21 protein-coding genes are annotated in these 21,737 nt (G+C 64.2%); 9 read left to right on the forward strand and 12 right to left on the reverse strand.

All coding sequences use genetic code 11. The features are described 5' to 3' along the window. Nucleotides 1-91 precede the first annotated feature (91 nt). The 6 genes from rbfA (at nucleotide 92) to KVT37_RS17235 (ending at nucleotide 6,844) form a co-directional block, all read left to right on the forward strand. Entirely contained in the window at nucleotides 92-508 is a 417-nt protein-coding gene (gene rbfA / locus KVT37_RS17210; protein WP_217575161.1) for a 30S ribosome-binding factor RbfA, read from the forward strand. Then, complete coding sequence (gene truB, locus KVT37_RS17215; RefSeq protein ID WP_217575163.1) at nucleotides 509-1,468, forward strand: tRNA pseudouridine(55) synthase TruB; 960 nt, start codon at nucleotides 509-511, stop codon at nucleotides 1,466-1,468. 105 nt (nucleotides 1,469-1,573) lie between these two features. Continuing rightward, the gene (gene corA, locus KVT37_RS17220) at nucleotides 1,574-2,668 is read left to right on the forward strand and encodes a magnesium/cobalt transporter CorA (RefSeq protein ID WP_217575165.1); all 1,095 of its coding nucleotides are present in this window, start codon (nucleotides 1,574-1,576) and stop codon (nucleotides 2,666-2,668) included. Between the two features lie 149 nt (nucleotides 2,669-2,817). Beyond that, nucleotides 2,818-3,129, forward strand: a complete 312-nt coding sequence (gene rpsO / locus KVT37_RS17225) for a 30S ribosomal protein S15 (RefSeq protein WP_274534970.1) — start codon at nucleotides 2,818-2,820, stop codon at nucleotides 3,127-3,129. 357 nt (nucleotides 3,130-3,486) lie between these two features. Beyond that, entirely contained in the window at nucleotides 3,487-5,637 is a 2,151-nt protein-coding gene (gene pnp, locus KVT37_RS17230) for a polyribonucleotide nucleotidyltransferase (protein ID WP_217575167.1), read from the forward strand. A gap of 70 nt (nucleotides 5,638-5,707) precedes the next feature. After that, nucleotides 5,708-6,844 carry a class I SAM-dependent methyltransferase gene (locus KVT37_RS17235; protein WP_217575169.1) on the forward strand — a complete coding sequence of 379 codons (1,137 nt, stop codon included), beginning with the start codon at nucleotides 5,708-5,710 and terminating at the stop codon, nucleotides 6,842-6,844. Nucleotides 6,845-6,966: 122 nt separating this feature from the next. Here the strand turns inward: KVT37_RS17235 and KVT37_RS17240 are convergent, their stop codons facing one another. From KVT37_RS17240 to fabA, 4 genes are all read right to left on the reverse strand, one after another. Then, complete coding sequence (locus KVT37_RS17240; protein ID WP_217575171.1) at nucleotides 6,967-8,520, reverse strand: bifunctional diguanylate cyclase/phosphodiesterase; 1,554 nt, start codon at nucleotides 8,518-8,520, stop codon at nucleotides 6,967-6,969. Between the two features lie 157 nt (nucleotides 8,521-8,677). Beyond that, on the reverse strand, nucleotides 8,678-9,490 hold the full coding sequence (gene fabI / locus KVT37_RS17245) for an enoyl-ACP reductase FabI (RefSeq protein WP_217575173.1): 813 nt from the start codon (nucleotides 9,488-9,490) through the stop codon (nucleotides 8,678-8,680). A gap of 28 nt (nucleotides 9,491-9,518) precedes the next feature. Beyond that, on the reverse strand, nucleotides 9,519-10,739 hold the full coding sequence (gene fabB / locus KVT37_RS17250; RefSeq protein WP_217575175.1) for a beta-ketoacyl-ACP synthase I: 1,221 nt from the start codon (nucleotides 10,737-10,739) through the stop codon (nucleotides 9,519-9,521). A 116-nt stretch (nucleotides 10,740-10,855) separates the two neighbouring features. After that, complete coding sequence (gene fabA / locus KVT37_RS17255) at nucleotides 10,856-11,371, reverse strand: 3-hydroxyacyl-[acyl-carrier-protein] dehydratase FabA (protein WP_112101788.1); 516 nt, start codon at nucleotides 11,369-11,371, stop codon at nucleotides 10,856-10,858. A gap of 245 nt (nucleotides 11,372-11,616) precedes the next feature. On the opposite strand from fabA, the gene irrA reads away from it, so the two are divergent. Next, nucleotides 11,617-12,048 (forward strand): iron response transcriptional regulator IrrA, encoded by a 432-nt coding sequence (gene irrA, locus KVT37_RS17260; RefSeq protein WP_217575399.1) that lies wholly within the window; start codon nucleotides 11,617-11,619, stop codon nucleotides 12,046-12,048. Between the two features lie 4 nt (nucleotides 12,049-12,052). Next, nucleotides 12,053-12,439, forward strand: coding sequence for a DUF4260 domain-containing protein (locus tag KVT37_RS17265; protein ID WP_217575177.1), 387 nt, complete (start codon nucleotides 12,053-12,055; stop codon nucleotides 12,437-12,439). Nucleotides 12,440-12,579: 140 nt separating this feature from the next. Here KVT37_RS17265 and KVT37_RS17270 read toward each other — a convergent pair whose 3' ends face one another. Next, a complete protein-coding gene (locus KVT37_RS17270; protein WP_217575179.1) occupies nucleotides 12,580-13,137 on the reverse strand; it encodes an SH3 domain-containing protein in 558 nt (185 codons plus the stop codon). A 270-nt stretch (nucleotides 13,138-13,407) separates the two neighbouring features. On the opposite strand from KVT37_RS17270, the gene KVT37_RS17275 reads away from it, so the two are divergent. Then, entirely contained in the window at nucleotides 13,408-14,409 is a 1,002-nt protein-coding gene (locus KVT37_RS17275) for a D-glycerate dehydrogenase (RefSeq protein ID WP_217575181.1), read from the forward strand. 15 nt (nucleotides 14,410-14,424) lie between these two features. On the opposite strand, the gene KVT37_RS17280 is transcribed toward KVT37_RS17275, so the two are convergent. The 7 genes from KVT37_RS17280 to dnaA all read right to left on the reverse strand — a co-directional run bounded on the left by KVT37_RS17280 (nucleotide 14,425) and on the right by dnaA (nucleotide 21,456). Further along, complete coding sequence (locus tag KVT37_RS17280) at nucleotides 14,425-14,832, reverse strand: DUF126 domain-containing protein (protein ID WP_217575183.1); 408 nt, start codon at nucleotides 14,830-14,832, stop codon at nucleotides 14,425-14,427. Then, nucleotides 14,829-16,082 carry an aconitase X catalytic domain-containing protein gene (locus KVT37_RS17285; RefSeq protein ID WP_217575185.1) on the reverse strand — a complete coding sequence of 418 codons (1,254 nt, stop codon included), beginning with the start codon at nucleotides 16,080-16,082 and terminating at the stop codon, nucleotides 14,829-14,831. The genes KVT37_RS17280 and KVT37_RS17285 overlap by 4 nt, the downstream gene beginning before the upstream one ends. After that, nucleotides 16,079-16,567, reverse strand: a complete 489-nt coding sequence (locus KVT37_RS17290) for a GNAT family N-acetyltransferase (protein ID WP_217575187.1) — start codon at nucleotides 16,565-16,567, stop codon at nucleotides 16,079-16,081. The genes KVT37_RS17285 and KVT37_RS17290 overlap by 4 nt, the downstream gene beginning before the upstream one ends. A gap of 4 nt (nucleotides 16,568-16,571) precedes the next feature. Further along, nucleotides 16,572-17,327 (reverse strand): molybdopterin-synthase adenylyltransferase MoeB, encoded by a 756-nt coding sequence (locus KVT37_RS17295; RefSeq protein ID WP_217575189.1) that lies wholly within the window; start codon nucleotides 17,325-17,327, stop codon nucleotides 16,572-16,574. A 73-nt stretch (nucleotides 17,328-17,400) separates the two neighbouring features. Further along, a complete protein-coding gene (gene recF, locus KVT37_RS17300; RefSeq protein ID WP_217575191.1) occupies nucleotides 17,401-18,561 on the reverse strand; it encodes a DNA replication/repair protein RecF in 1,161 nt (386 codons plus the stop codon). Between the two features lie 25 nt (nucleotides 18,562-18,586). Then, on the reverse strand, nucleotides 18,587-19,705 hold the full coding sequence (gene dnaN / locus KVT37_RS17305; RefSeq protein WP_140645319.1) for a DNA polymerase III subunit beta: 1,119 nt from the start codon (nucleotides 19,703-19,705) through the stop codon (nucleotides 18,587-18,589). Nucleotides 19,706-19,905: 200 nt separating this feature from the next. Continuing rightward, nucleotides 19,906-21,456 carry a chromosomal replication initiator protein DnaA gene (gene dnaA / locus KVT37_RS17310; protein ID WP_217575402.1) on the reverse strand — a complete coding sequence of 517 codons (1,551 nt, stop codon included), beginning with the start codon at nucleotides 21,454-21,456 and terminating at the stop codon, nucleotides 19,906-19,908. Nucleotides 21,457-21,737: the final 281 nt, after the last annotated feature.

The following is a 21,737-nucleotide window of genomic DNA, read 5'->3' on the forward strand; positions in this document are numbered from 1 at the left end:
AGGAGGAGACTTGGCGGGGGTAGCCAAGCGGGTTCAACGGCGCTAAGTGGGCAGTTTCAGGCGGTTCGAACCCGCACTAAGGAAGAGTTTCATGTCAAGACCATCTACGGCTGGCCCCTCCCAGCGCATGCTGCGCGTCGGCGAACAGGTGCGCCACGCCCTGTCTGAAACCCTGCAGCGCGGCGAGATCATCGATCCGGTGATCGAAAACAGCGTCGTCTCGGTCTCGGAGGTACGCATGTCGCCTGATCTGAAGATCGCCACCGCCTTTGTCTCGCCGCTCGGCGCGGGCGATGCCGATGCGGTGATCGAGGCGCTCAACAGGCATGCGAAATTCATCCGCGGCCGTGTCTCCGGCGCGCTCAGGCAGATGAAGTACATGCCGGAATTCCGCTTCCGGCTCGATACCTCCTTCGACAATTTCGCGAAAATCAATGAACTGCTGAAATCGCCCGAAGTGGCGCGCGATCTCGGCGATGGCAAGAACAACGACAAGGACGAGGAATAGGTGGCGCGTCGCGGCAAGAAGAAGGGGCGGCCGGTCTCCGGCTGGGTGGTGCTGGACAAGCCGGTCGGCATGGGCTCGACCGAGGCCGTCTCCAAGATCAAATGGCTGTTCCAGGCCGAGAAGGCCGGTCATGCCGGCACGCTCGATCCGCTGGCCTCCGGCATGCTGCCGATCGCCTTGGGCGAGGCCACCAAGACCGTCCCCTATGTGCAGGACGGCGCCAAGATCTATCGCTTTACCGTCGCCTGGGGCGAGGAGCGCTCGACCGACGACCTCGAAGGCCCGGTAACCAACAACTCCGACCGCCGCCCGGCCGAGGCCGAGGTGCGCGCGCTGCTGCCGAAATACACCGGCGTCATCATGCAGACGCCGCCGCAATTCTCGGCCATCAAGATTGCCGGCGAGCGCGCCTATGACCTTGCCCGTGAGGGCGAGACGGTCGAGATTCCGGCGCGCGAGATCGAGATCGGCCGCCTGGACATCGTCGAGCACGGCGCCGACAAGACCATCTTCGAGATCGAATGCGGCAAGGGCACCTATGTGCGCTCGCTGGCGCGCGACATGGGCCGCGACCTCGGCTGCTTCGGCCACATCGCCGAATTGCGCCGTGTCGAAGTCGAACCGTTCACCTCGGATGATTTTGTCACGGTCGCCGAGCTTGAGGCGGCCCGTTTTGGCGACAAGGCTGAAGCGGCCCCCGACGAAGCCGACGCCCCGGTCGATTTCAGCGCCATCGACGCGCTGCTGGTCGACACCGCGGTGGCGCTCGACTGCCTGCCGCAGGTCGCCGTCAGCGACGATGCGGCCACCAAGATCCGCCTCGGCAATCCCGTCATCATTCGCGGCCGCGATGCGCCGGTCGAAGCCGAGGAAGCCTGCGCCACCGCGCGCGGCAGGCTCGTCGCCATCGGCGCCATCGAGCAGGGCATGTTCAAGCCCAAGCGGGTCTTTGCCGGGTGAACCCAGTCTAAGTGTTTGTTATTTACGCAGTTCCGGATGGAAACTGCTGCGCACTTTTTCTGGAATTGCTCTAATCTCGGTCGAACGCTGAGTCCCAGGGATCTCATGGCAAAGGCTGACACAGGCAAGAAGCGGGCGCCGCTGAAAACCCGTCGGCCTCCGGTCGGGGCGTCGCCGGGCACGCTTATCGCCGATCCGGCGGCGCGGCGCAGCGAGCTTCGGCTGACGCTGGTTTCGCCGGAGAAATTCAAGACCATCGACAATGCCTCGATCGACGATCTCAACACCCATTGCCAGAAATGGCCGGTCGTCTGGCTGGACTGCACCGGGCTCGCCAACATCCCGCTGATCGAGGAGATCGGCCGCATCTTCAATCTGCATCCGCTGGCGCTGGAAGATGTCGTCAACACCGGACAGCGGCCCAAGGTGGATTTCTTCGAGGATCATGCCTTCGTCGTCATGCGCATGATCGACGACGTCACCGCGCATCGCTACGAGCAGATCGCGCTGTTCTTCGGCGGAAATTTCGTCGTCACTTTCCAGGAGCGCGAAGGCGACCCGTTCGACCCGGTGCGCAAGCGCATCGCGGGCGCCATGCCGAACCGGCTGCGCTCGCGCGGCGCCGACTATCTCGCCTATGCGCTGATCGACGCCATCGTCGACAGCTATTTCCCGCCGATCGAGGCGGCGAGCGAATTGGTCGACGGCATCGAGGACGAGATGCTGAACAAGCCGCACAAGCATCAGATGCGGCAACTGCATGAGTTGAGGCGCGACGCCGGCGTGCTGAAAGGCGTGCTATGGCCGATGCGCGACGCGCTGGCGACGCTGATCCGTAACGACGAGAGCTTCGTAAAAGCCGAGACCAAGATCTTCTTCAACGACACGCTCGACCATTCGCTGCGCCTGATCGAACTGGTCGAGAACCAGCGCGATATGCTGACCGGCCTGATCGAGATGCATGTCTCGCTGACCCAGGCCCGCACCAACGACGTCATCTCCTATCTGACGATCGTCTCGGTGATCTTCATGCCGCTGACCTTCCTGGTCGGCGTCTGGGGCATGAATTTCGATACGGGAAGCTCACCCTGGAACATGCCGGAGCTGAAAGCCTATTACGGCTACCCTCTGGCGCTGGTGTTCATGGCGCTGGTCGCCGCCGGCTTGATCGCCTTCTTCAAATGGAAGAAATGGCTGTAGCCTTTGAAATGCCCTGTTTTCGCAACAAGAACCTGCGACAAGCCGGCTTGACAATTGGGCTGGTGTTTTATCCGGAATTGCACTATATGCGCCGCAGCTTCGCGCCCTGACGCGTTGCTTGCACTGGCCCCTGCTGGACGACATCCCGGCTGTGGGCGTCCCGTTTCCTCCAACAGATAAGGAAAAGCACGATGTCGATCACTGCCGATCGCAAGAAGGAATTGATGACTGAATTCGCAACCGCCAAGGGCGATACCGGATCTCCGGAAGTCCAGGTTGCCATCCTTTCCGAGCGCATCAAGAACCTGACCGAGCACTTCAAGGACCACAAGAAGGATAACCATTCCCGCCGTGGTCTGCTTGCTCTGGTCTCCCAGCGCCGCAGCCTGCTTGATTACCTCAAGCGCAAGGATGACGCGCGCTACCAGACGCTGATCGACAAGCTCGGTCTGCGTCGCTGACGAATTGACCGGCGGGCTCTCCAAGGGGCCCGCCGGTCGCGCATTGGCGCATCGGATGGTCCGGTGCCTCGATGATGGAAATTCGCCTCCGCGCATGGCGCGTTCCGGAAACAGCGGTTTTCGGCGTCAAGCGTAAGGCCGGCCGACCAGTCGGCCAATCGGGTTCCGGACTGCAGAGGGCTATCCGGAACCGCCCATGGACGGTCATGGGGCAGGATTGCAGGATGCTCGCTCGGCTGGGGCCGGATCTATCGAGCTTCCCGTTGTCTTGCCCGTGGCTGCCCGAAGGAAGCCAGGGAAGGGAGAACCCGCGACCGCTAAGACGGCGTGGTCCCTTCCGCATATGAAGGACAAGATATGTTCAATCAACACAAAGTGGAAATCGAATGGGGCGGCCGTCCGCTCATCCTGGAAACCGGCAAGATCGCCCGCCAGGCTGACGGCGCAGTACTCGCCACCTATGGCGAGACCGTGGTTCTGGCCACCGTCGTCTCGATGAAGGAGCCGAAGCCCGGCCTCGATTTCTTCCCGCTGACCGTCAACTACCAGGAAAAGACCTATGCCGCCGGCAAGATCCCAGGCGGCTACTTCAAGCGCGAGGGCCGTCCGAGCGAGAAGGAAACGCTGGTTTCCCGCCTCATCGACCGCCCGATCCGCCCGCTCTTTGCCGACGGCTACAAGAACGACACCCAGATCGTCGTCACCGTCGTCCAGCATGACCTCGAGAACGATCCGGACATCCTGTCGATCGTCGCCACCTCCGCCGCTCTGACGCTTTCCGGCGTGCCCTTCATGGGCCCGATCGGCGGCGCCCGCGTCGGCTACATCAACGGCGAATATGTGCTCAACCCGCATATCGACGAGATGCAGGAATCCAAGCTCGACCTCGTCGTCGCCGGCACCGGCGACGCCGTGCTGATGGTCGAATCCGAGGCCAAGGAACTCTCCGAGGATCTGATGCTCGGCGCCGTCGTGTTCGGCCACAAGAGCTTCCAGCCGGTGATCGAGGCGATCATCAAGCTGGCCGAGGTCGCCGCCAAGGAGCCACGTGACTTCACCGCGCCGGATTACTCCGCGCTCGAAGCCGAGATGCTGAAGGTCGTCGGCGACGAGCTTCGCGACGCCTACAAGATCATCGACAAGCAGTCGCGTTATGCCGCGGTCGACGCCGTCAAGGCCAAGGTCAAGGCCGCTTTCGCTCCGGCTGAGGGCGAGGAAGCCAAGTACACCTCCGAGCAGATCGGCTCCGTGTTCAAGGAGCTCCAGGCCAAGGTCGTGCGCTGGAACATCCTCGACACCGGCTCGCGCATCGACGGCCGCGATCTCAAGACCGTGCGCAAGATCGTTTCGGAAGTCGGCGTCCTGCCGCGCACCCATGGTTCGGCGCTGTTCACCCGCGGCGAGACCCAGGCGCTGGTGGTTGCCACGCTGGGCACCGGCGAGGACGAGCAGTTCGTCGATTCGCTGACCGGCATGTACAAGGAGAAGTTCCTTCTCCATTACAACTTCCCGCCCTACTCGGTCGGCGAGACCGGCCGCATGGGCTCGCCGGGCCGCCGCGAAATCGGCCACGGCAAGCTTGCCTGGCGCGCCATCCACCCGATGCTGCCTTCGGCGGAGCAGTTCCCCTACACGCTGCGCATCGTCTCGGAGATCACCGAATCCAACGGCTCGTCCTCGATGGCGACCGTGTGCGGCACCTCGCTGGCGCTGATGGATGCCGGCGTTCCGCTGGCTAAGCCGGTCGCCGGCATCGCCATGGGCCTGATCAAGGAAGGCGAGCGCTTCGCGGTGCTCTCCGACATCCTCGGCGACGAGGATCATCTCGGCGACATGGACTTCAAGGTCGCCGGCACCGCCAACGGCGTCACCTCGCTGCAGATGGACATCAAGATCGATGGCATCACCGAGGAGATCATGGGCATCGCGCTTGCCCAGGCCAAGGACGGCCGCCTGCACATCCTGGGCGAGATGGCGCATGCCATCTCCGGCGCCCGCGCCGAGCTCGGCGAGTTCGCGCCGCGCATCGAGGTCATGCACATCCCGACCGACAAGATCCGTGACGTCATCGGCTCCGGCGGCAAGGTGATCCGCGAGATCGTCGAGAAAACCGGCGCCAAGATCAACATCGAGGACGACGGCACGGTCAAGATCGCTTCGGCGAACGCCAAGGAGATCGAGGCGGCCAAGAAGTGGATCCACACCATCGTCGCCGAGCCGGAAGTCGGCGAGATCTACGAAGGCACCGTCGTCAAGACGGCCGACTTCGGCGCGTTCGTCAACTTCTTCGGTCCGCGCGACGGTCTCGTCCACATCTCGCAGCTCGCCAATGAGCGCGTCGCCAAGACCTCCGACGTCGTCAAGGAAGGCGACAAGGTTTGGGTCAAGCTGATGGGCTTCGACGAGCGCGGCAAGGTCCGCCTGTCGATGAAGGTCGTCGACCAGGCGACCGGCAAGGAAATCGTCCAGGACAAGAAGAAGTCGGACGGCGAGGAAGACGCCGCCTGATCGGCCTGATCGCTTAGTCGAAAACGGGCGCGCCGCAAGGTCGCGCCCGTTTTGTTTCAGGGAGAGTAGATTGGCCGCGGAGCCGCTGAAGACGCTGTTCTATCCCTTCGAGGCCGAGGCGCTGGCTCTGCCGCGAAAGGATGCCCGCGTCCTGTTTCTGGGCGCCGAGCCAGGCTTCTGTCTGCCCACAGGCTTCGAGGCGGCGCTGCATCTCGTGCAAGGCTTTCGCCCGCATTTTCGTGCTCTGCAGGCGTCCGGTTACACTGTCACGCCGCGCGTGGAAGGTTCCGGCTTCGACATGGCGCTGGTGCTTGCGGGCCGCCATCGCGGCCAGAATGAGCGGCGCATCGCCGATGCCATCGAGCGCGTGGCGACGGGTGGATTGGTCATCATTGCCGGTGGCAAGGACGACGGCATCGATAGCTTGCGAAAGCGCATGGCCAGCAGCGACGACAGGCTGGCGTCGATGATCGCTGGACATGAACCCAGCGGAGTGATCATCGAGCGTCGCGATGGATCCCGCGACGTGCTCCCCAATGAAAGACTGTTTCATCCTCAGACGGCGAAAGTGCCGCTGTCGGGGCATTTGTCGAAGCATCATGGCGTTGTGTTCTGGCTGGAGCGGACACTGCAGGCCGAAGCTTTCGCCAAATCTATTCATGACTGGCAAAACGAATGGCCGCTCATAGATGAGCGCTTCAGAACCGCGCCTGGCATGTTCTCTTTCGACCGGGTCGACGCCGGCTCAAAATTGCTCGCCGCAAACCTGCCCGGCGATCTCAAGGGCAGCATCGCCGATTTCTGTGCCGGCTGGGGCTATCTGGCGGCGGAAGTCCTGCAGCGGGCGCGGGGCCTCACCGCACTCGATCTCTATGAAGCGGATTTCGAAGCCCTGGAGGCGGCCAGGCTGAACGTCCGTGGCGCCATCGAACCGCGCTTCTTCTGGACCGATCTTCTCACCGAAGCGGTCGACCGACGCTACGATGCGATCGTCATGAATCCGCCCTTCCACAGCGGCCGCGCAACGGAGCCTGGCATCGGCGCCGGCATGATCCGTGCGGCGTCGAAGGCGCTGAAGCCAGGTGGCCGCCTGTTCATGGTGGCGAACCGGCAGTTGCCCTACGAGCAAGCCTTGTCGGCAACCTTTGCCAGCTACGCCGAGATTGCCCGTGACGGCATGTTCAAGGTGTTTTCGGCGCGCCGCTGAAAAGCTGGTTGCTTGACCGGTCTGGAGCAATTCCAGGAAAAGTGTGAGCGGTTTTCCGTCAGGAATTGCGTAAAAACAAAGAGGTAGAGCAGTTCGCCATTTCCGTGAAACGGTGAAACGCTCTAATGCACGCTGACGATGCGGGCTGGCTCGCGCACGCCGGAGGCGGGCTGCGCTTCGCCGAGCTCGACCTTGAGCGGCGCCGGCCGGCCGAACAGATAGCCCTGCACCACCTCGCAGCCGGCGGCCCTCAGCAGCGTGGCCTGGTTCTCGGTCTCGACGCCTTCGGCGATGATGCCGACGCCGAGCGCCCGCGACAGGCCGACAATGGTCGAGACGATCGCTCCGGAACTGGAATCGGTGTCGATGCGGCTGACGAAGGAACGGTCGATCTTCAGCTTGCCGAAGGAGAAATCGATCAGGTAGCTCAAATTGGAATAGCCCGTGCCGAAATCGTCGACGGCCACGGAGATGCCCATCTCGGCAAGCTGCTCCAGGATCGCCGCGGCGCGGTCGCGATCCTGCATCATCGCCGTCTCGGTGACCTCGAGCTCCAGCCGCGACGGCTTGATGCCGGTCGATTCCATCACCTCGCGCACGATGCCGACGAAATCCCTGGTCATGAACTGTACCGGCGAGATGTTGACGGCGACGAAGCAATCCTGTGGCAGGTACCGGGCGTCGCTGCAGGCCTTGCGCAGCACCCACTCGCCGATCGGATTGATCATGCCGGTTTCCTCGGCGATCGGAATGAACTCCATCGGCGGGATCATGCCGCGCTCGGGGTGCTTCCAGCGGATCAGCGCTTCGTAGCCGACCACGCGGCCGCTCGGCAGGTTGAGCTGCGGCTGATAGTGGAGACTGAAGTCGCCACGGTCGAAAGCGGTCTTCAGTTCCGACTCGATCCATTGCCGATAGTCAGCCACGCGGCCCATATCGGCGTGGAAGACGGACCAGTTGCCGACGCCGCTGGCGCGCGCGTTCTGCAGCGCCAGGTTCGAGCGGCGCAGGATCAGGACCGGGTCGACGCCGTCCTTCGGCATCGCCACGATGCCGACCGACAGGCTGACCGACTGCAGATGGCTCTGCAGCTGATAGGGCTCCATCATATCGTTGATGAGCTTTTCGATGAGCCGCTCGATCGAACCCCTGATCTCGCGATCGGGCAACAGCACGCAGAACTCGCCGGCGCCGATGCGACCGATCTCGGCTCCCTTCGGCATGTTGTCCTTCAGCCTGGTGGTGAAGGCCCGGATCAGTTCATCGCCCTGGCTGTAGCCGATGGCGTCGTTGATCTGCTTGAAGCGGTCGATGTCGATGTCGATCAGGAATACGGGCTCGCCGGTCCGGATCGTCCCGGAGGCGGCATCGGCAATCCTGCCGACCATGGCCTGGCGCGACAGTAAGCCGGTCAGCTTGTCGAAATGGGTTTCCTTGACGACATAGGCCACCGATTCATCGACACCGGCGAAGAACGACAGCGCGGCGCCGCCGGCGGCAAGGGCGCAGAGCGCGGCAATCACGCCCGCCATCGTTTCGGCCGGCATGCCGGCCATGCCGTCGCCGAAACCGAAGCGCAGCCCCCACAAACCAAGGATGAAACTGCCCATGCCCGAGCTGGCAATGGTGATCAGCCGGAACAGCGGTGTTCGCTTCGGGTTGCTGACTGCAGACATGCAAGGCCCCTAGATTAGGAAACCTTATAACGGATATCTCCTTAAAATGAGTTTCCGCCAATGCATCGAATTTTACTGGAACGCCAGTGAAGCAATTCCAGCAAAAATGCGTCGCGGCTAACGTCCGGAACTGCGCGAAAACTGCAGCGCTTGCGAACTATTCGCGGGCGCCGTCGTTCTGCTTCAGTTCTTCCAGCGCCGGCATCGAAACGATGTGATAGCCGGAATCCACATAATGGATCTCGCCGGTGACGCCCGATGACAGATCGGAGAGCAGGTAGAGCGCCGAGCCGCCGACCTCGTCGATGGTCACGGTGCGCCTGAGCGGCGAATTGCGCTGCTGGTAGGAGAACATATGGCGGGCGTCGGAAACGCCGGAGCCGGCCAGCGTCCGCACCGGTCCGGCCGAGATGCCGTTCACCCTGATGCCGCGCGGGCCGTAGTCATTGGCAAGGTAGCGCACGCTGGCCTCGAGCCCGGCCTTGGCGACGCCCATGACGTTGTAGTTCGGCATCACCCGCACCGAGCCGGCATAGGTGAGCGTGATCATCGAGCCGCCATTGTTCATCAGGGCGGCGGCGTTGCGGGCGACCTCGGTGAAGGAATAGCAGGAGATCACCATGGTGCGCACGAAATTGTCGCGGCTGGTGTCGGCGTAGAGCCCTTTGAGCTCGTTCTTGTCGGAAAAGCCGATGGCGTGCACCACGAAATCCAGTCCGCCCCAGGCCTTGCCGAGGGTCTCGAAGGTCGCGGTGACCGAAGCGCTGTCCTCGACGTCGCACGGCACGATCAAGGAGGCGCCTACCTTCTCGGCCAGCGGCTTGACCCGCCGTCCGAAGGCGTCGCCCTGATAGGTGAAAGCCAGTTCTGCGCCGTGTTCCGACAGCTTCTTGGCGATGCCCCAGGCGATCGAGTGGTCGTTGGCGACGCCCATGACAAGCCCGCGCTTGCCCTTCATCAACCCGTCCATAAAAGGCAATCCTTGTAAAAACGCTGGCCTATGCGGAATAGCGCTGGAAAATCAGCGTTGCGTTGGTGCCGCCGAAACCGAATGAGTTGGACAGGACCGTGTCGATCTTGGCGTTGTCGATGCGCTTGCGCACGATCGGCATGCCCTCGAATTCCGGATCGAGCTCCTCGATGTGGGCGCTCTCGCCGATGAAGCCGCCCTGCATCATCAGGATCGAATAGATCGATTCCTGCACGCCGGCCGCGCCCAGTGAATGGCCGGTGAGCGACTTGGTCGAGGTGATGTAAGGCATCTTTTCGCCGAACACCTCGCGGATGGCGCCCATTTCCTTGGAATCGCCGACCGGCGTCGAGGTGCCGTGGGTGTTGATGTAGTCGACCGGGGTCGAGACGGTGGCGAGCGCCTGGCGCATGCAGCGCACCGCGCCTTCGCCCGACGGCGCCACCATGTCGTAGCCGTCGGAGGTTGCGCCGTAGCCGACGATCTCGGCATAGATCTTGGCGCCGCGCGCCTTGGCGTGCTCCAGCTCCTCCAGGATCAGCACGCCCGCCCCGCCGGCGATGACGAAGCCGTCGCGGTTGACGTCATACGCGCGGGAAGCGGCCGAAGCCCGGTCGTTGTACTTCGACGACATCGCGCCCATGGCGTCGAACAGGTCCGACATCGTCCAGTCGAGGTCCTCGTGGCCGCCGGCGAACATCACGTCCTGCTTGCCCCACTGGATCAGCTCATAGGCATTGCCGATGCAATGCGCCGAGGTCGAGCAGGCCGACGAGATCGAATAGTTGACGCCGTGGATCTTGAACCAGGTGGCCAGGGTAGCCGAGGCCGTCGACGACATCGCCTTCGGCACCGCGAACGGGCCGATGCGCTTCGGGCTGTTGTTCTTCAGCGTCGTCTCCGCCGCCTCGACGATGGTCCGCGTCGACGGGCCGCCGGAACCCATCACGATGCCGGTCCGCTCATTGGTGATGTCGCTTTCGCCCAAACCGGCATCGGCGATCGCCTGGTCCATGGCGACGTGGTTCCAGGCCGCGCCCTGGCTCAGGAAACGCATGGCGCGGCGGTCGATCATCGCGGTCGGATCGAGCGTCGGCGCGCCCCAGACCTGGCAGCGGAAGCCGTGCTCGGCGAAGGAATTGGAAAAGCTGATGCCGGATTTGGCATCGTAAAGCGAGCTCTGCACCTCGTTGGCATTGTTGCCGATCGACGACACAATGCCGAGCCCTGTCACTACGACCCGTCTCATTCGCAACTCCTTCCGGCGTATTCTGGCGAAAACCTAGTCGGTTTTCGCCTTGCATCATACGCAAATAAACTGACGCGGCGTCCATTGGATAATCGGGCGCCGCGGCGAAATAACCGTCAGGCGGCCGACTGCTTGGACAGGCCGACCTTCAGATCCGTCGCGGCGTATATGGGTTCGCCATCCGCCTTGAGCCAGCCATCGGCGATGCCGAGCACCAGGCGGCCGCGCATCACGCGCTTGAAGTCGATGCCGTATTCGACCTTCTTTACCGACGGCGTCACCATGCCCTTGAACTTCACCTCGCCGGTCGAAAGCGCCATGCCCTTGCCCGGCTCGCCAAGCCAGCCGAGATAGAAACCGGTCAACTGCCACATGGCGTCGAGGCCGAGGCAGCCCGGCATGATCGGATTGCCGATGAAGTGGCAGGCGAAGAACCAAAGGTCCGGCTTGATGTCGAATTCGGCGCGGATGAAGCCCTTGTCGAACGCACCGCCGGTCTCGCTGATCTCGGTGATGCGGTCGAACATCAGCATCGGCGGGTAGGGCAGTTGGGCATTGCCTGGCCCGAACAGGTCGCCGCGGGCGCAGGCAAGCAGTTCCTCGTAATCGTAGCTGGACTTTTGATCCGCCATTAAACTTCCGTCCCCGTGTTCTTGGCGGGCGGCAGGGCGCCCTTGTCGTTGGTTTCCTAACACACTCTGTTTGCGGCCGGAAACCGGCGTTTGCGCTTAACCCGTGCGCCTGCCCGGGTCAATGCGCGCTATTGATCGCATTCGGACTACAGAATATATGTCGATTGGTGTCCGGTTTTGGCTTTTGACGTCTTTTTGCCATCCTGGACCTGTTGATGGGCTGGGCAACAAGCTTCGAAGCGAAGATGGATTCGGGCTACCGGAAGGAAAATGTCGCTGTGGACAAGCGGGTTCGCGAAGCCGGCCTGAGGCCGACGCGCCAGCGCATCGCGCTGGCCGATCTGCTTTTCGCCAAGGGCGACCGCCACCTTTCGGCCGAGGAACTGCACGAGGAGGCGATCGCCGCCGGCGTGCCGGTTTCGCTGGCGACGGTCTACAACGCGCTGCATCAGTTCACCCAGGCCGGCCTGCTTCGCATCCTGGCGGTCGAAGGTTCGAAAACCTATTTCGACACCAACACCTCCGACCACCATCACTTCTACATCGAAGGCGAGAACCGGATTTTCGACATCGAAAGCGGACCGGTCACCGTCTCCAACCTGCCGGCACCGCCGGAGGGCATGGAGATCGCCAATGTCGACATCGTCGTGAGGCTTCGCCCGAAGCGCGGCGACTGATCCCGTGGCGACGCGCCCCGTCGACCTGATCGTCCGGCTTGAGTGGGTCACCGTCGCCGCGTTGGCCATCGTTTGCTATGCACTGTCCGGCTTTTCCTGGTGGCTGTTTGCCCTGCTCATCCTGGCGCCGGACCTGTCGATGCTGGGCTACCTCGCCGGACCGCGCGTCGGCGCCGTCACCTACAACGCCTTGCATATCCTGATCGCCCCGCTGGTCATTCTGCTTGCGGGCGCCTTGCTCGCCGGCACGGTCACGACCGCCGTGGCGCTCATCTGGATCGCGCACATCGCCATCGATCGTGCCCTCGGCTACGGCCTCAAGCTGCCCACCGGTTTCCAGGATACGCATCTCGGTCGCATCGGCCGCGACCGCAAGAGCGCGGCCGGCTAAAGGCGTGTCGAGATTCAGGTCAGGCCGAGTCGAGAATGGTGGTTTCCGAGAACGGAGCGGAGCGTACTTAAAGTACATGAGCACCGGAAGCGCAGGAAGCCGCCATTCGCAGGCCGGCCTCACCTGAATGTCGATACGCCCTAGTTCTTGAATTTCTCGCCGGGATAAGCGCCCCACACCTGCGACTGGGCCATCCAGCCGGTATGGCCGTCGAAGGTCATTTCGCACCATTGGCCGTCGCATTTCTTGATCGAGCCGATCACGCCCGGTTCGATGATGGCGACGACACCGGCATCCTTGTCGGGCTCGTTGAGCAGGTTGACCTGCCCGCCCTTGCCGCGCTGCCAGGGCGCCACGATCGCGGTGCGGCGGCCGGAGAGCAGCGATTGGTTGATCCAGCCTTCCGATCCGTCGGCGTCGCGCACGCGCCGCCAGGTGTCGAATTCCTGGATGATTTCCATCGGCAGCCCGGCCTTCATGTACATCCAGTTGACGGAATAATTGGCGCCGGGGCCGACGCGCGAATTGACGCGGGCCGGCTTCAGGCTGACGAATCGCGGCAGCGGCAGGCCGCTCGGGCCGAGCGTTATGGTCTGCGCCGGCGCGGCCGCGCTTTGCGCCAGCGCCTGCGGCGCGCAAAGCAGGGCGCCAAGGATGGCCGCGCTGAAGGCCAGGCGAAGCGACGCGAAACCAGACACTTTCGTTCCTTTCGGCGCCCGTCGGACGGGACGGGCGCCCCTTTTTCTTTGTCTTCGGCGGCACCGCTTGTTACAGGAGTGGGCTGATGCCGCGACTGGCTACAAGTTTCGCCGGTCTTGGTTAAAGAGGTCTCAACGAGATCGGTTTCGAGAGCATGATCCCGAAAAGTGGGAACCGGTTTTCGGAAAAGATCGCGCTCCAAAAAAGAGTAGGATCAGGATGACGATTCGACGAAACGTCATCCTGGTCGAGGAAGCTTCGGGGATAAAATGGCAGGCAAAAAACGGCCCCTCGTCGTCATCACGCGCAAGCTGCCCGATCCGGTCGAAACCCGCATGCGCGAGCTGTTCGACGCGCGGCTGAATGTCGAGGACCGGCCGATGACGCAGCCGGAGTTGGTCGCGGCGGTCAAGGAAGCCGATGTGCTGGTCCCCACCATCACCGACCACATCGATGCCGCGCTGATCGCCCAGGCCGGCGAAAACCTCAAGCTGATCGCGAATTTCGGCAATGGCGTCGACAAGATCGATGTCGCGGCGGCGGCCAAGAAGGGCATCACCGTCACCAACACGCCGAATGTGCTGACCGAGGACACCGCCGATATGACCATGGCGCTGATGCTCGCCGTGCCGCGGCGTCTGGCCGAAGGCGCCAACGTGCTGACCGGCGAGAAGAAATGGGCCGGCTGGTCGCCGACCTGGATGCTCGGCCGGCGCATCTGGGGCAAACGCCTGGGCATCGTCGGCATGGGCCGCATCGGCACGGCGGTTGCCAAACGGGCCAAGGCCTTCGGACTGTCGATCCACTATCACAACCGGCACCGCGTGCTGCCGGCGGTCGAGGAGGAGCTGGAGGCAACCTATTGGGAAAGCCTCGACCAGATGCTCGCCCGCATGGACATCATCTCGGTCAACTGCCCGTCGACGCCGGCGACGTTCCATCTGCTGTCCGGCCGCCGCCTGGCACTGATGCAGCCTTCGGCCTACATCGTCAACACCGCGCGCGGCGACATCATCGACGAGGAATCGCTGGTGAAGCTCATCCATGACGGCAAGATCGCCGGCGCCGGCCTCGACGTCTACGAGCACGAGCCGGCGCTGAACAGCAAGCTGTTGAAGCTTGCCGCCAAGGGCAAGGTGGTGCTGTTGCCGCATATGGGCTCGGCCACGCTCGAGGGCCGCATCGACATGGGCGAGAAGGTGATCATCAACATCCGCGCCTTCTTCGACGGCCACCGCCCGCCGGACCGGGTTTTGCCGCTCAGGACCTGAGAAGGTCTGCCACTATCAGATGGTGACGGCGCCGTCCGCGGCGACCGTCACAGTGGATCCACGATAGGTCTCGAACGCGCTGCGTTCGAGCCGCACCGCCATCGGCGTTTCCCAGCCCATTTCCCGGGCGACGATCAGGCCGAGCAGCAGGATCGCGTCCGGCTCGTGCAGCACCAGAGCGGCCGGCGAGCGGCCGTTGTGGACGAGCTCCATCAGCACCGCCGAAGCCGACGACGAGCCGATCGTGCCGGGCAGGAACAGCACTTTGCCGGCGATGACGTCGCCATGCTGCGGATGGCGGACATCGGCGATGCGCCCGGTCCTGGGATCGACGCCGCCCCAAAAACTGATCGGCGCCGTCAGCACCAGCGCTTCGCCTTCGCCCGCCTTGCCAGGCACCAGGATTTCGGCTGCAGCGCTCATGCGGCGATATCCGTAAAGACCGGCCTGCCGAGGACCGCGCTTTCGACGCAGTCGGCAAGCGAGGCGTAGAGCACGCCATAGCCGGTATTGCCCGGCGCGTAATGGGCGAACTTGCCCGAATTGGTCATCAGCACGCCGTTGTGGAGGTCCGGCATGATCGGCGTCACCACGACGCAGGTATCGGCGACGATGACGACGCCGCTGGCTTCGAGCCTCTTTCGCCCACCGTCCTGCTCCAGCAGGGCGAGCGCGTGGCGGCCGGTGCAGGCATAGATCGGCACGGCAAGCCGCCGCCCTGCGATCAGCCGCTCCAGACTTCCGAACTCGGCAGGCGACAGATGCGGACTGCCGATCGCCACCGCATCGATGGCTTTTGGCGCCGCCGCGGTCGACAGGCCGGCTCGGGCCTTCGCCGCCATCTGAGGCGTCACGCGGATGACGGCTTCCGGTTCCGGCCCGGCCAGAATGGTTTCGACGTCGGGGGCCTCGGGCGTCACGCCGGCGATGTGGAATAGGCCGACCGCGCCGGACGATGCGGCGGCCGCGCCGAACGCCTTCAGCGCGTCCTCGCCGGGATGGCCGGCGACGCCGGCGACGACACCGATCGCGTTGCCCACCTCACGGCCATAGAGGCTGCCCAGAACGGGCCAGGCGATCTCGGAGGCAAGGAAGGCGGGTGACAGGCCCGAGACATCGAACACGAGCCGCGCCCGGCGATTGTCAGGCCGGTGCAGGCCGTAATCCGGCGCGCGTCCCGTGATGGCGCAGGCAATGTCCAGGAAATCGCCGTAACGGTTGGTGCGCGCGCCCAGCACCGAATTGCAGAACACGACCGCGTTGGACTCGCCCCAGGCCACGTCGCTGCCCTGTGCCGGCCGGTGCCCGGCTTGATAGGGCGCGCACGTCCAGCTCTGCTCGCAGCCGAGCTTGCGATAGGCCTCCATCATCCGCCGCGCCATGCCGCGTTGCGGCTCTTCAAGGCGAATGGGCGAGCAGCCCATCAGGTCGAGCGCGCCGACATTGAGCGTCGAGCGCACCGCGACCTTGGCGCCGCCTTCGACCAACCTTTCGGCGAACAACGTGCCGGAATCGCCGTGGTAAAGCGCTCCGTCGATATGGGTGGACGCGATCGGGATGAGCCGCGGCGCGCCGAGCAGGCGGGCGCTTTCGGCGACGATGCGCATGGCCATTCCCGCGCCGTCCTGGCTGGCGGCGATCGCCTGTTCTTGCGGGCTGAGTACGAGGCTCAAGACAGCACCTTGCGCATGGTGATGGCGGTCGGCCGGTCATAGCCGGCATGCGCCGTGCGTTCGGTCTCGCGAAAGCCCAGCCGGGCGAAGGCTGCATGGTTTGCGGTCAGTTCGATGCGCGTCTGAAGCTCGATCGCATCCTTGCCGCGCTGGCGGGCAAGATCCTCGACCGCTTGCATCAGCCGGGTTCCGATGCCTTGGCCCTGCAGCCCCGGCTCGACCGCCAGCTTGCCGACATAGAAATCCCGGGCCCGCTCCAGCGCGAAGACGCAACCGACGATGCGGCCGTTCTCGATGGCCAGGAATCCCGCCTCGCGTTTGGCTTTCTCGGCAAGGCCGTCGGCGGTCAAAAGATGCGCCGATGACGGCGGGTCGATGACGCCGTCCATATAGGCGAAGGCGCGCCGGATCAGCGCGAGCAAATCGTCCCATTGGCCGAAATCAGGAGGAAGTTCGACGATCGAGATGCCGACGGTCTGGTCCATGCGCTCAGACGGCCTTGTAGCGGATGGTGTCGAAACGGGCCGTGAGCCCGTCATAGAGCAGCAGCCGGCCGATCAGCGGCTCGCCGATGCCGGTGATCAGCTTGATCGCTTCCATCGCCTCCAGCGTGCCGATGACGCCGGTCAGCGCGCCGACGATGCCGGCAACGGCGCAGGACGGCACCAGCCCTTCGGGCGGCGCCTCCGGGAACAGGTCGCGGTAGCTCGGGTTGCGCTTGCCGTCGGCGCCTGTCTCGAACGGCTTCAGCACCGTCACCGAGCCGTCGAAGCGGCCGACAGCCGCGGTGACCAAGGGCTTATTCTCGCCGGCGCAGGCGTCGGCGGCCGCGTAGCGCGTCTCGAAATTGTCGGAGCCGTCGACGACGACATCGTAGCGGGCGACCAGGGCAGGGGCGTTCTCGTCCGTCAGTCGCAGGCGATGCGCTTCCACCGTGACGTTGGGGTTGATGCGCATGATCGCCGCCGCGGCGCTGTCGGTCTTGGCCATGCCGATCGTGTCGCCGCCATGGATCACCTGCCGCTGCAGGTTGGACAAGGAAACCGTGTCGTCGTCGACGATGCCGAGCGTGCCGACACCGGCGGCGGCGAGATATTCCAGCACCGGCGCGCCCAGTCCGCCGGCGCCGATCACCAGCACCCGCGCACGTTTCAGCTTCTGCTGGCCCGGCCCGCCGATCTCGGGCAGCACGATGTGGCGGGCATAGCGTTCGAGTTCTTCGTCGGTCAGGGCGGCACTGGTCATGGTCGGACCATATCGCCGGCAAGCAACCTTGTCATTCGCCGGCAGGCGGTTGAGAGCCTTGGCCCTTCAAGTGTCAGGCGGTTGGCTCGACGCTGCCATGATCGACCGTCAGGAACTGTGCCCGCCCGGCAAGACTGGAAAACAGGGCCGCATCCGTGCCGGTCATGAAGGCCTGGCAGTTCAGCTCTTCGAGAATCGAGAACAGCGCCGCGCGCCGGCCCGCGTCGAGATGCGCGGCGATCTCGTCCAGGAGCAGGACCGGCGTCAGGCCCGACATTTCGCCGGTCAGCCTGGCATGCGACAGCACGATGCCAACCAGCAGCGCTTTCTGCTCGCCGGTCGAACAGAGTTCCGCCGGCATCGACTTCGGCCGATGCCGGACCACGAGGTCGGAACGGTGCGGGCCGTCCAGTGTGCGGCCGGCGGCGCGGTCGCGCTCGCGGCCATTGGCAAGGGCGGCGCGATACCGCTCCTCGACGTCGACAGCCGCCGCGCTGCCGAGCGCGGTCTCCAGATCGCCGGCAAGACCGATGTCGGCCTGCGGAAACGGTCCGCTGCCGGGCAATCTGTCGATCATGGCGGAGAGCAGCCGCACCAGCTCGGCCCGCGCCGCGGCGATCGCCACCCCGGTCTCGGCCATCTGCGTCTCGATCGCGTCGAACCAGGCGCCGTCGCGGGAGCCTTCGGTAAGCAAACGGTTACGGCCACGCATGGCTTTCTCGTAGTCAAGCGCGCGCTGGCCGTGGCCGGGGTCGATCGCCAGCACCAGCCGGTCGAGGAAGCGGCGCCGATCGGCCGCCGGCCCGGGAAACAGCCCATCCATCGCCGGCGTCAGCCAGACCACGCGCAGCCATTCCAGCATATCCTCCGCCGATCGCGCCGGCGCGCCGTTGATCCGCACGCGTCGGCCGCCTTCTCCAGCGGCGTCTCCGCCGGAAATTCCGGTGCCGATCTCGACCTGTCCCTCGGGTCCCCCGATGCGCGCATGCAAGGCGAAGCCGCCGTCGCCGCCCTCGCGCGCCACGTCCGCGTAGGGCGCGCGGCGCAAGCCCCGGCCCGGCGTCAGGAACGAGACCGCTTCCAGGAGATTGGTCTTGCCGGCGCCGTTGTCGCCCGACAGCACCACCGCGCCGGGTGCAAGCTCGAGCGACAACGCCGCATAGTTGCGGAAATTCGTAAGTGTCAGCTTACTTATATGGCTTTGCTGCCGAAGCTGTTTCGCATCCTCGGTCACGGCGACATATATGCCTGTCCCGGACCTAGACCCGCATCGGCATCAGCACGTAGAGCGCCGTTTCGTCAGCCATGTCGTGGATCAGCGTCGGTGAGCCGGCATCGGCCAGCATGAACTTGGCCTCCGAACCGGTAAGCTGGGCAGCGACGTCGAGCAGGTATTTGGCGTTGAAGCCGATCTCGATCGGGTCCGACGAATAATCCGCAGCCAGCTCCTCGGTGGCGCTGCCTGAATCCGGATTGTTGACGGCAAGTGTGACCTGACCTTCGTTGATCGAGAGCTTCACCGCGCGGCCGCGCTCGGACGAGATCGTGGACACGCGATCGACGGCCGCTGCGAAGGACTGGCGGTCGATGATCAGCTTCTTGTCGTTGCCGGTAGGAATGACGCGCTGATAGTCGGGGAAGGTGCCGTCGATCAGCTTCGAGGTCAAAACGACGCTGCCGATGGTGAAGCGGATCTTGGTGTCCGACAGTTCCGTCGTCACCGCCACATCGGGATCGTCGACCAGCTTCTGCAGCTCGCTCACGGTCTTGCGCGGAATGATGATGCCCGGCATGCCTTCGGAGCCGGCCGGCGCGTCGATCTCGGCGCGCGCCAGGCGGTGTCCGTCGGTCGCCACCGAGCGCAGTTTCAATTTGCCGCCAACCTCATGCGTGTGCAGGAAGATGCCGTTGAGATAATAGCGCGTCTCTTCGGTGGAGATGGCGAATTGGGTCTTGTCGATCAGCCCCTTCAGCGCCGCTGATTCCAGCCGGAAGATATGCGAGAACGAACCGGCCGAAAGCTCCGGGAAGTCGGATTGCGGCAGGCACTGCAGGCGGAAGCTCGAGCGGCCGGAGGTGACGGTCATCGCGTTGCCGTCTTCGTCGGTCTTGAGCATCACCTCGGCGCCGTCGGAAAGCTTGCGCACGATGTCGTAGAGCAGATGTGCCGGCACCGTGGTCGCGCCGCCGCGCTCGACCTTGGCCGGCGTCGCCTCCGTCACTTCGAGGTCGAGGTCGGTGGCCTTCATCTCGAGGCTGGCGCCCTCGGCGCTGAGCAGCACGTTGGACAGGATCGGAATGGTATTGCGCCGCTCGACCACGCGATGGACGTGATTGAGGGACTTCAGGAGGTTTGACCGTTCCAGGATAACACGCATGACGAAACAGGCTCGCTTCAATGAATGAACGGGTCGCCAGGCAGCGGCATCCCGCGAAAGCTCTGAAAGGCTTCAGAATCTCCGTAAGCTGACAGTAAAAAGCCCGCAAACGCAAGCCCGCGCCACCGGTTCCGGCCGGTTGCGCGGGCTTTCTGGGGATAAAGCCGGCGAAGCTCGTCGCCGGCTATTTTAGCGCCCGCTCAGGCCTGGTCGTTGATCAGCCTTCTGAGCAGCTCGAGTTCCTGCGCCAGCGTGTTGTCGCCACCCGAAAGATCCTCGATCTTGCGCACCGCATGCAGCACGGTCGTGTGGTCGCGGCCGCCGAAACGCCGTCCGATCTCCGGCAGCGAGCGCGGCGTCATCACTTTCGACAGATACATCGCCACCTGCCGCGGCTTGACGATCGTGCGCGTGCGCCGGTTGGACAGAAGCTCCGTCTTCGACACATTGTAGTGGCGCGCCACGATGCGCTGGATGTCCTCGATGCGCACCCGTTTCGGCTCGCCCGAGCGGTAGATGTGGCCGAGGATCTCGTCGATGCGGTCGATGGTGATCTGCGGCTCGAAGGACTGGCGGAACAGAAGCTGGTTGAAGGCGCCTTCGAGCTCGCGGCCGCTGCCGGTCACCGTGCGAGCGACATGCTCCAGAATCTCGTCCGAGATGTCGAGCGAGCTGTCATCGGTCTTGGCGGTGGCGCGGCGCAGCTTCAGCATGCCGAGCCGCATGGCGAAATCCGGCGCCGACATTTCCAGCGCCACGCCGCCATTGAGGCGCGAACGCACGCGCGGCTCCAGCGATTCCAGTTCCGACGGTGGCCGGTCGGCCGCGACCACGACCTGCTTGGCGCTATCGAGCAGCATGTTGATCAAATGGCAGAACTCATGCTGGATCGACTTGCCCTGCAGGAACTGCATGTCGTCGATGATCAGGAGATCGATGTCGCGCAGCTGCTCCTTCAGGGTCAGCGCATTGTTGTCGCGGATCGCGGTGGCGAAGCGCCACATGAAGTACTCCGCCGTCAGATAGACGACGCGTGACTTCGGGTTGTGCCGCAGCGATTCCGCCGCGATCGCCTGCAAGAGGTGCGTCTTACCGAGCCCGACGGTCGCATGCAGGAAAAGCGGATTGAAACGCACCGCGCTCGACTGCGATTCCGCCACAGCCCTGGCCGCCGCGAAGGCCACCCTGTTGGACGGCCCCTCGATGAAGGAGGCGAAGGTGTAGCGCGGGTCCAATGGCGATCCCAGCACGTTGTGGCGGAACTCCGGTTCCGCGGAAGTGCCCTGGCGGGGCGCCGGCGCCCGTTGTTCCACGCGTCCGGCGCTCGCGGTGCCGTTGGCGAGCGCGGTATGCGTCTGTTTGGTCATCATCTTGCGCGCCGGCGCGATTTCCGGCTCGACGGGGTTGCGCCCCTGGCGCGTCGCGGTGCGCACGACGATCTCGATCTTGAGGACGTCCGCATCCTCGTGCCGCCACAGCTCCGCTATGAGCTCGAGATAATGGCCGTTGATCCAGGACCGCAGGAAGGCGGTGGGCACGGAGATGCGGACAATGCCGCGGGAGGCCTCCGCGACCTTCATGCGACCGAACCAGCTCGAATAAACCTCGGCTCCGAGGCGCGCCTTCAACTGGGTCTTGACCCGCTCGAACTTCTGTTCCGCGTCGTTGGATGCCGCCACGCCGTCCCCTCCGGCAAAAGTTGCTGGAAATGGGAGCTCGCCCGCCATCTCCCTTTCAATGCCGCTCTGCATCATCAAAGTTCCTTGTCTTGTCGTACCCTTTTTCCCGCCGGGGATGCGCCTCCTGCATCCTTGGTCCGACGGCCTCATTTTTGCCGCGCCGCCACTGCCGCCGCCGGCAATGATCGTCGCAACGCGCGCAAGGGACCGACTGCCGGCTCCGCACGCCGGCTTCCGACAACGACAAGGCAATACTTCGCCCTCCGGCGAAAACGCCGGCGAGACATCGACTGCCATGTACAATTACGCCAGTCCCCTACCCGCACCGAAGAGACAAACCAAGCCACACGCAG

It is taken from the genome of Mesorhizobium sp. GbtcB19 (assembly GCF_019091085.1).
In the GTDB taxonomy this organism is placed as follows: domain Bacteria; phylum Pseudomonadota; class Alphaproteobacteria; order Rhizobiales; family Rhizobiaceae; genus Mesorhizobium.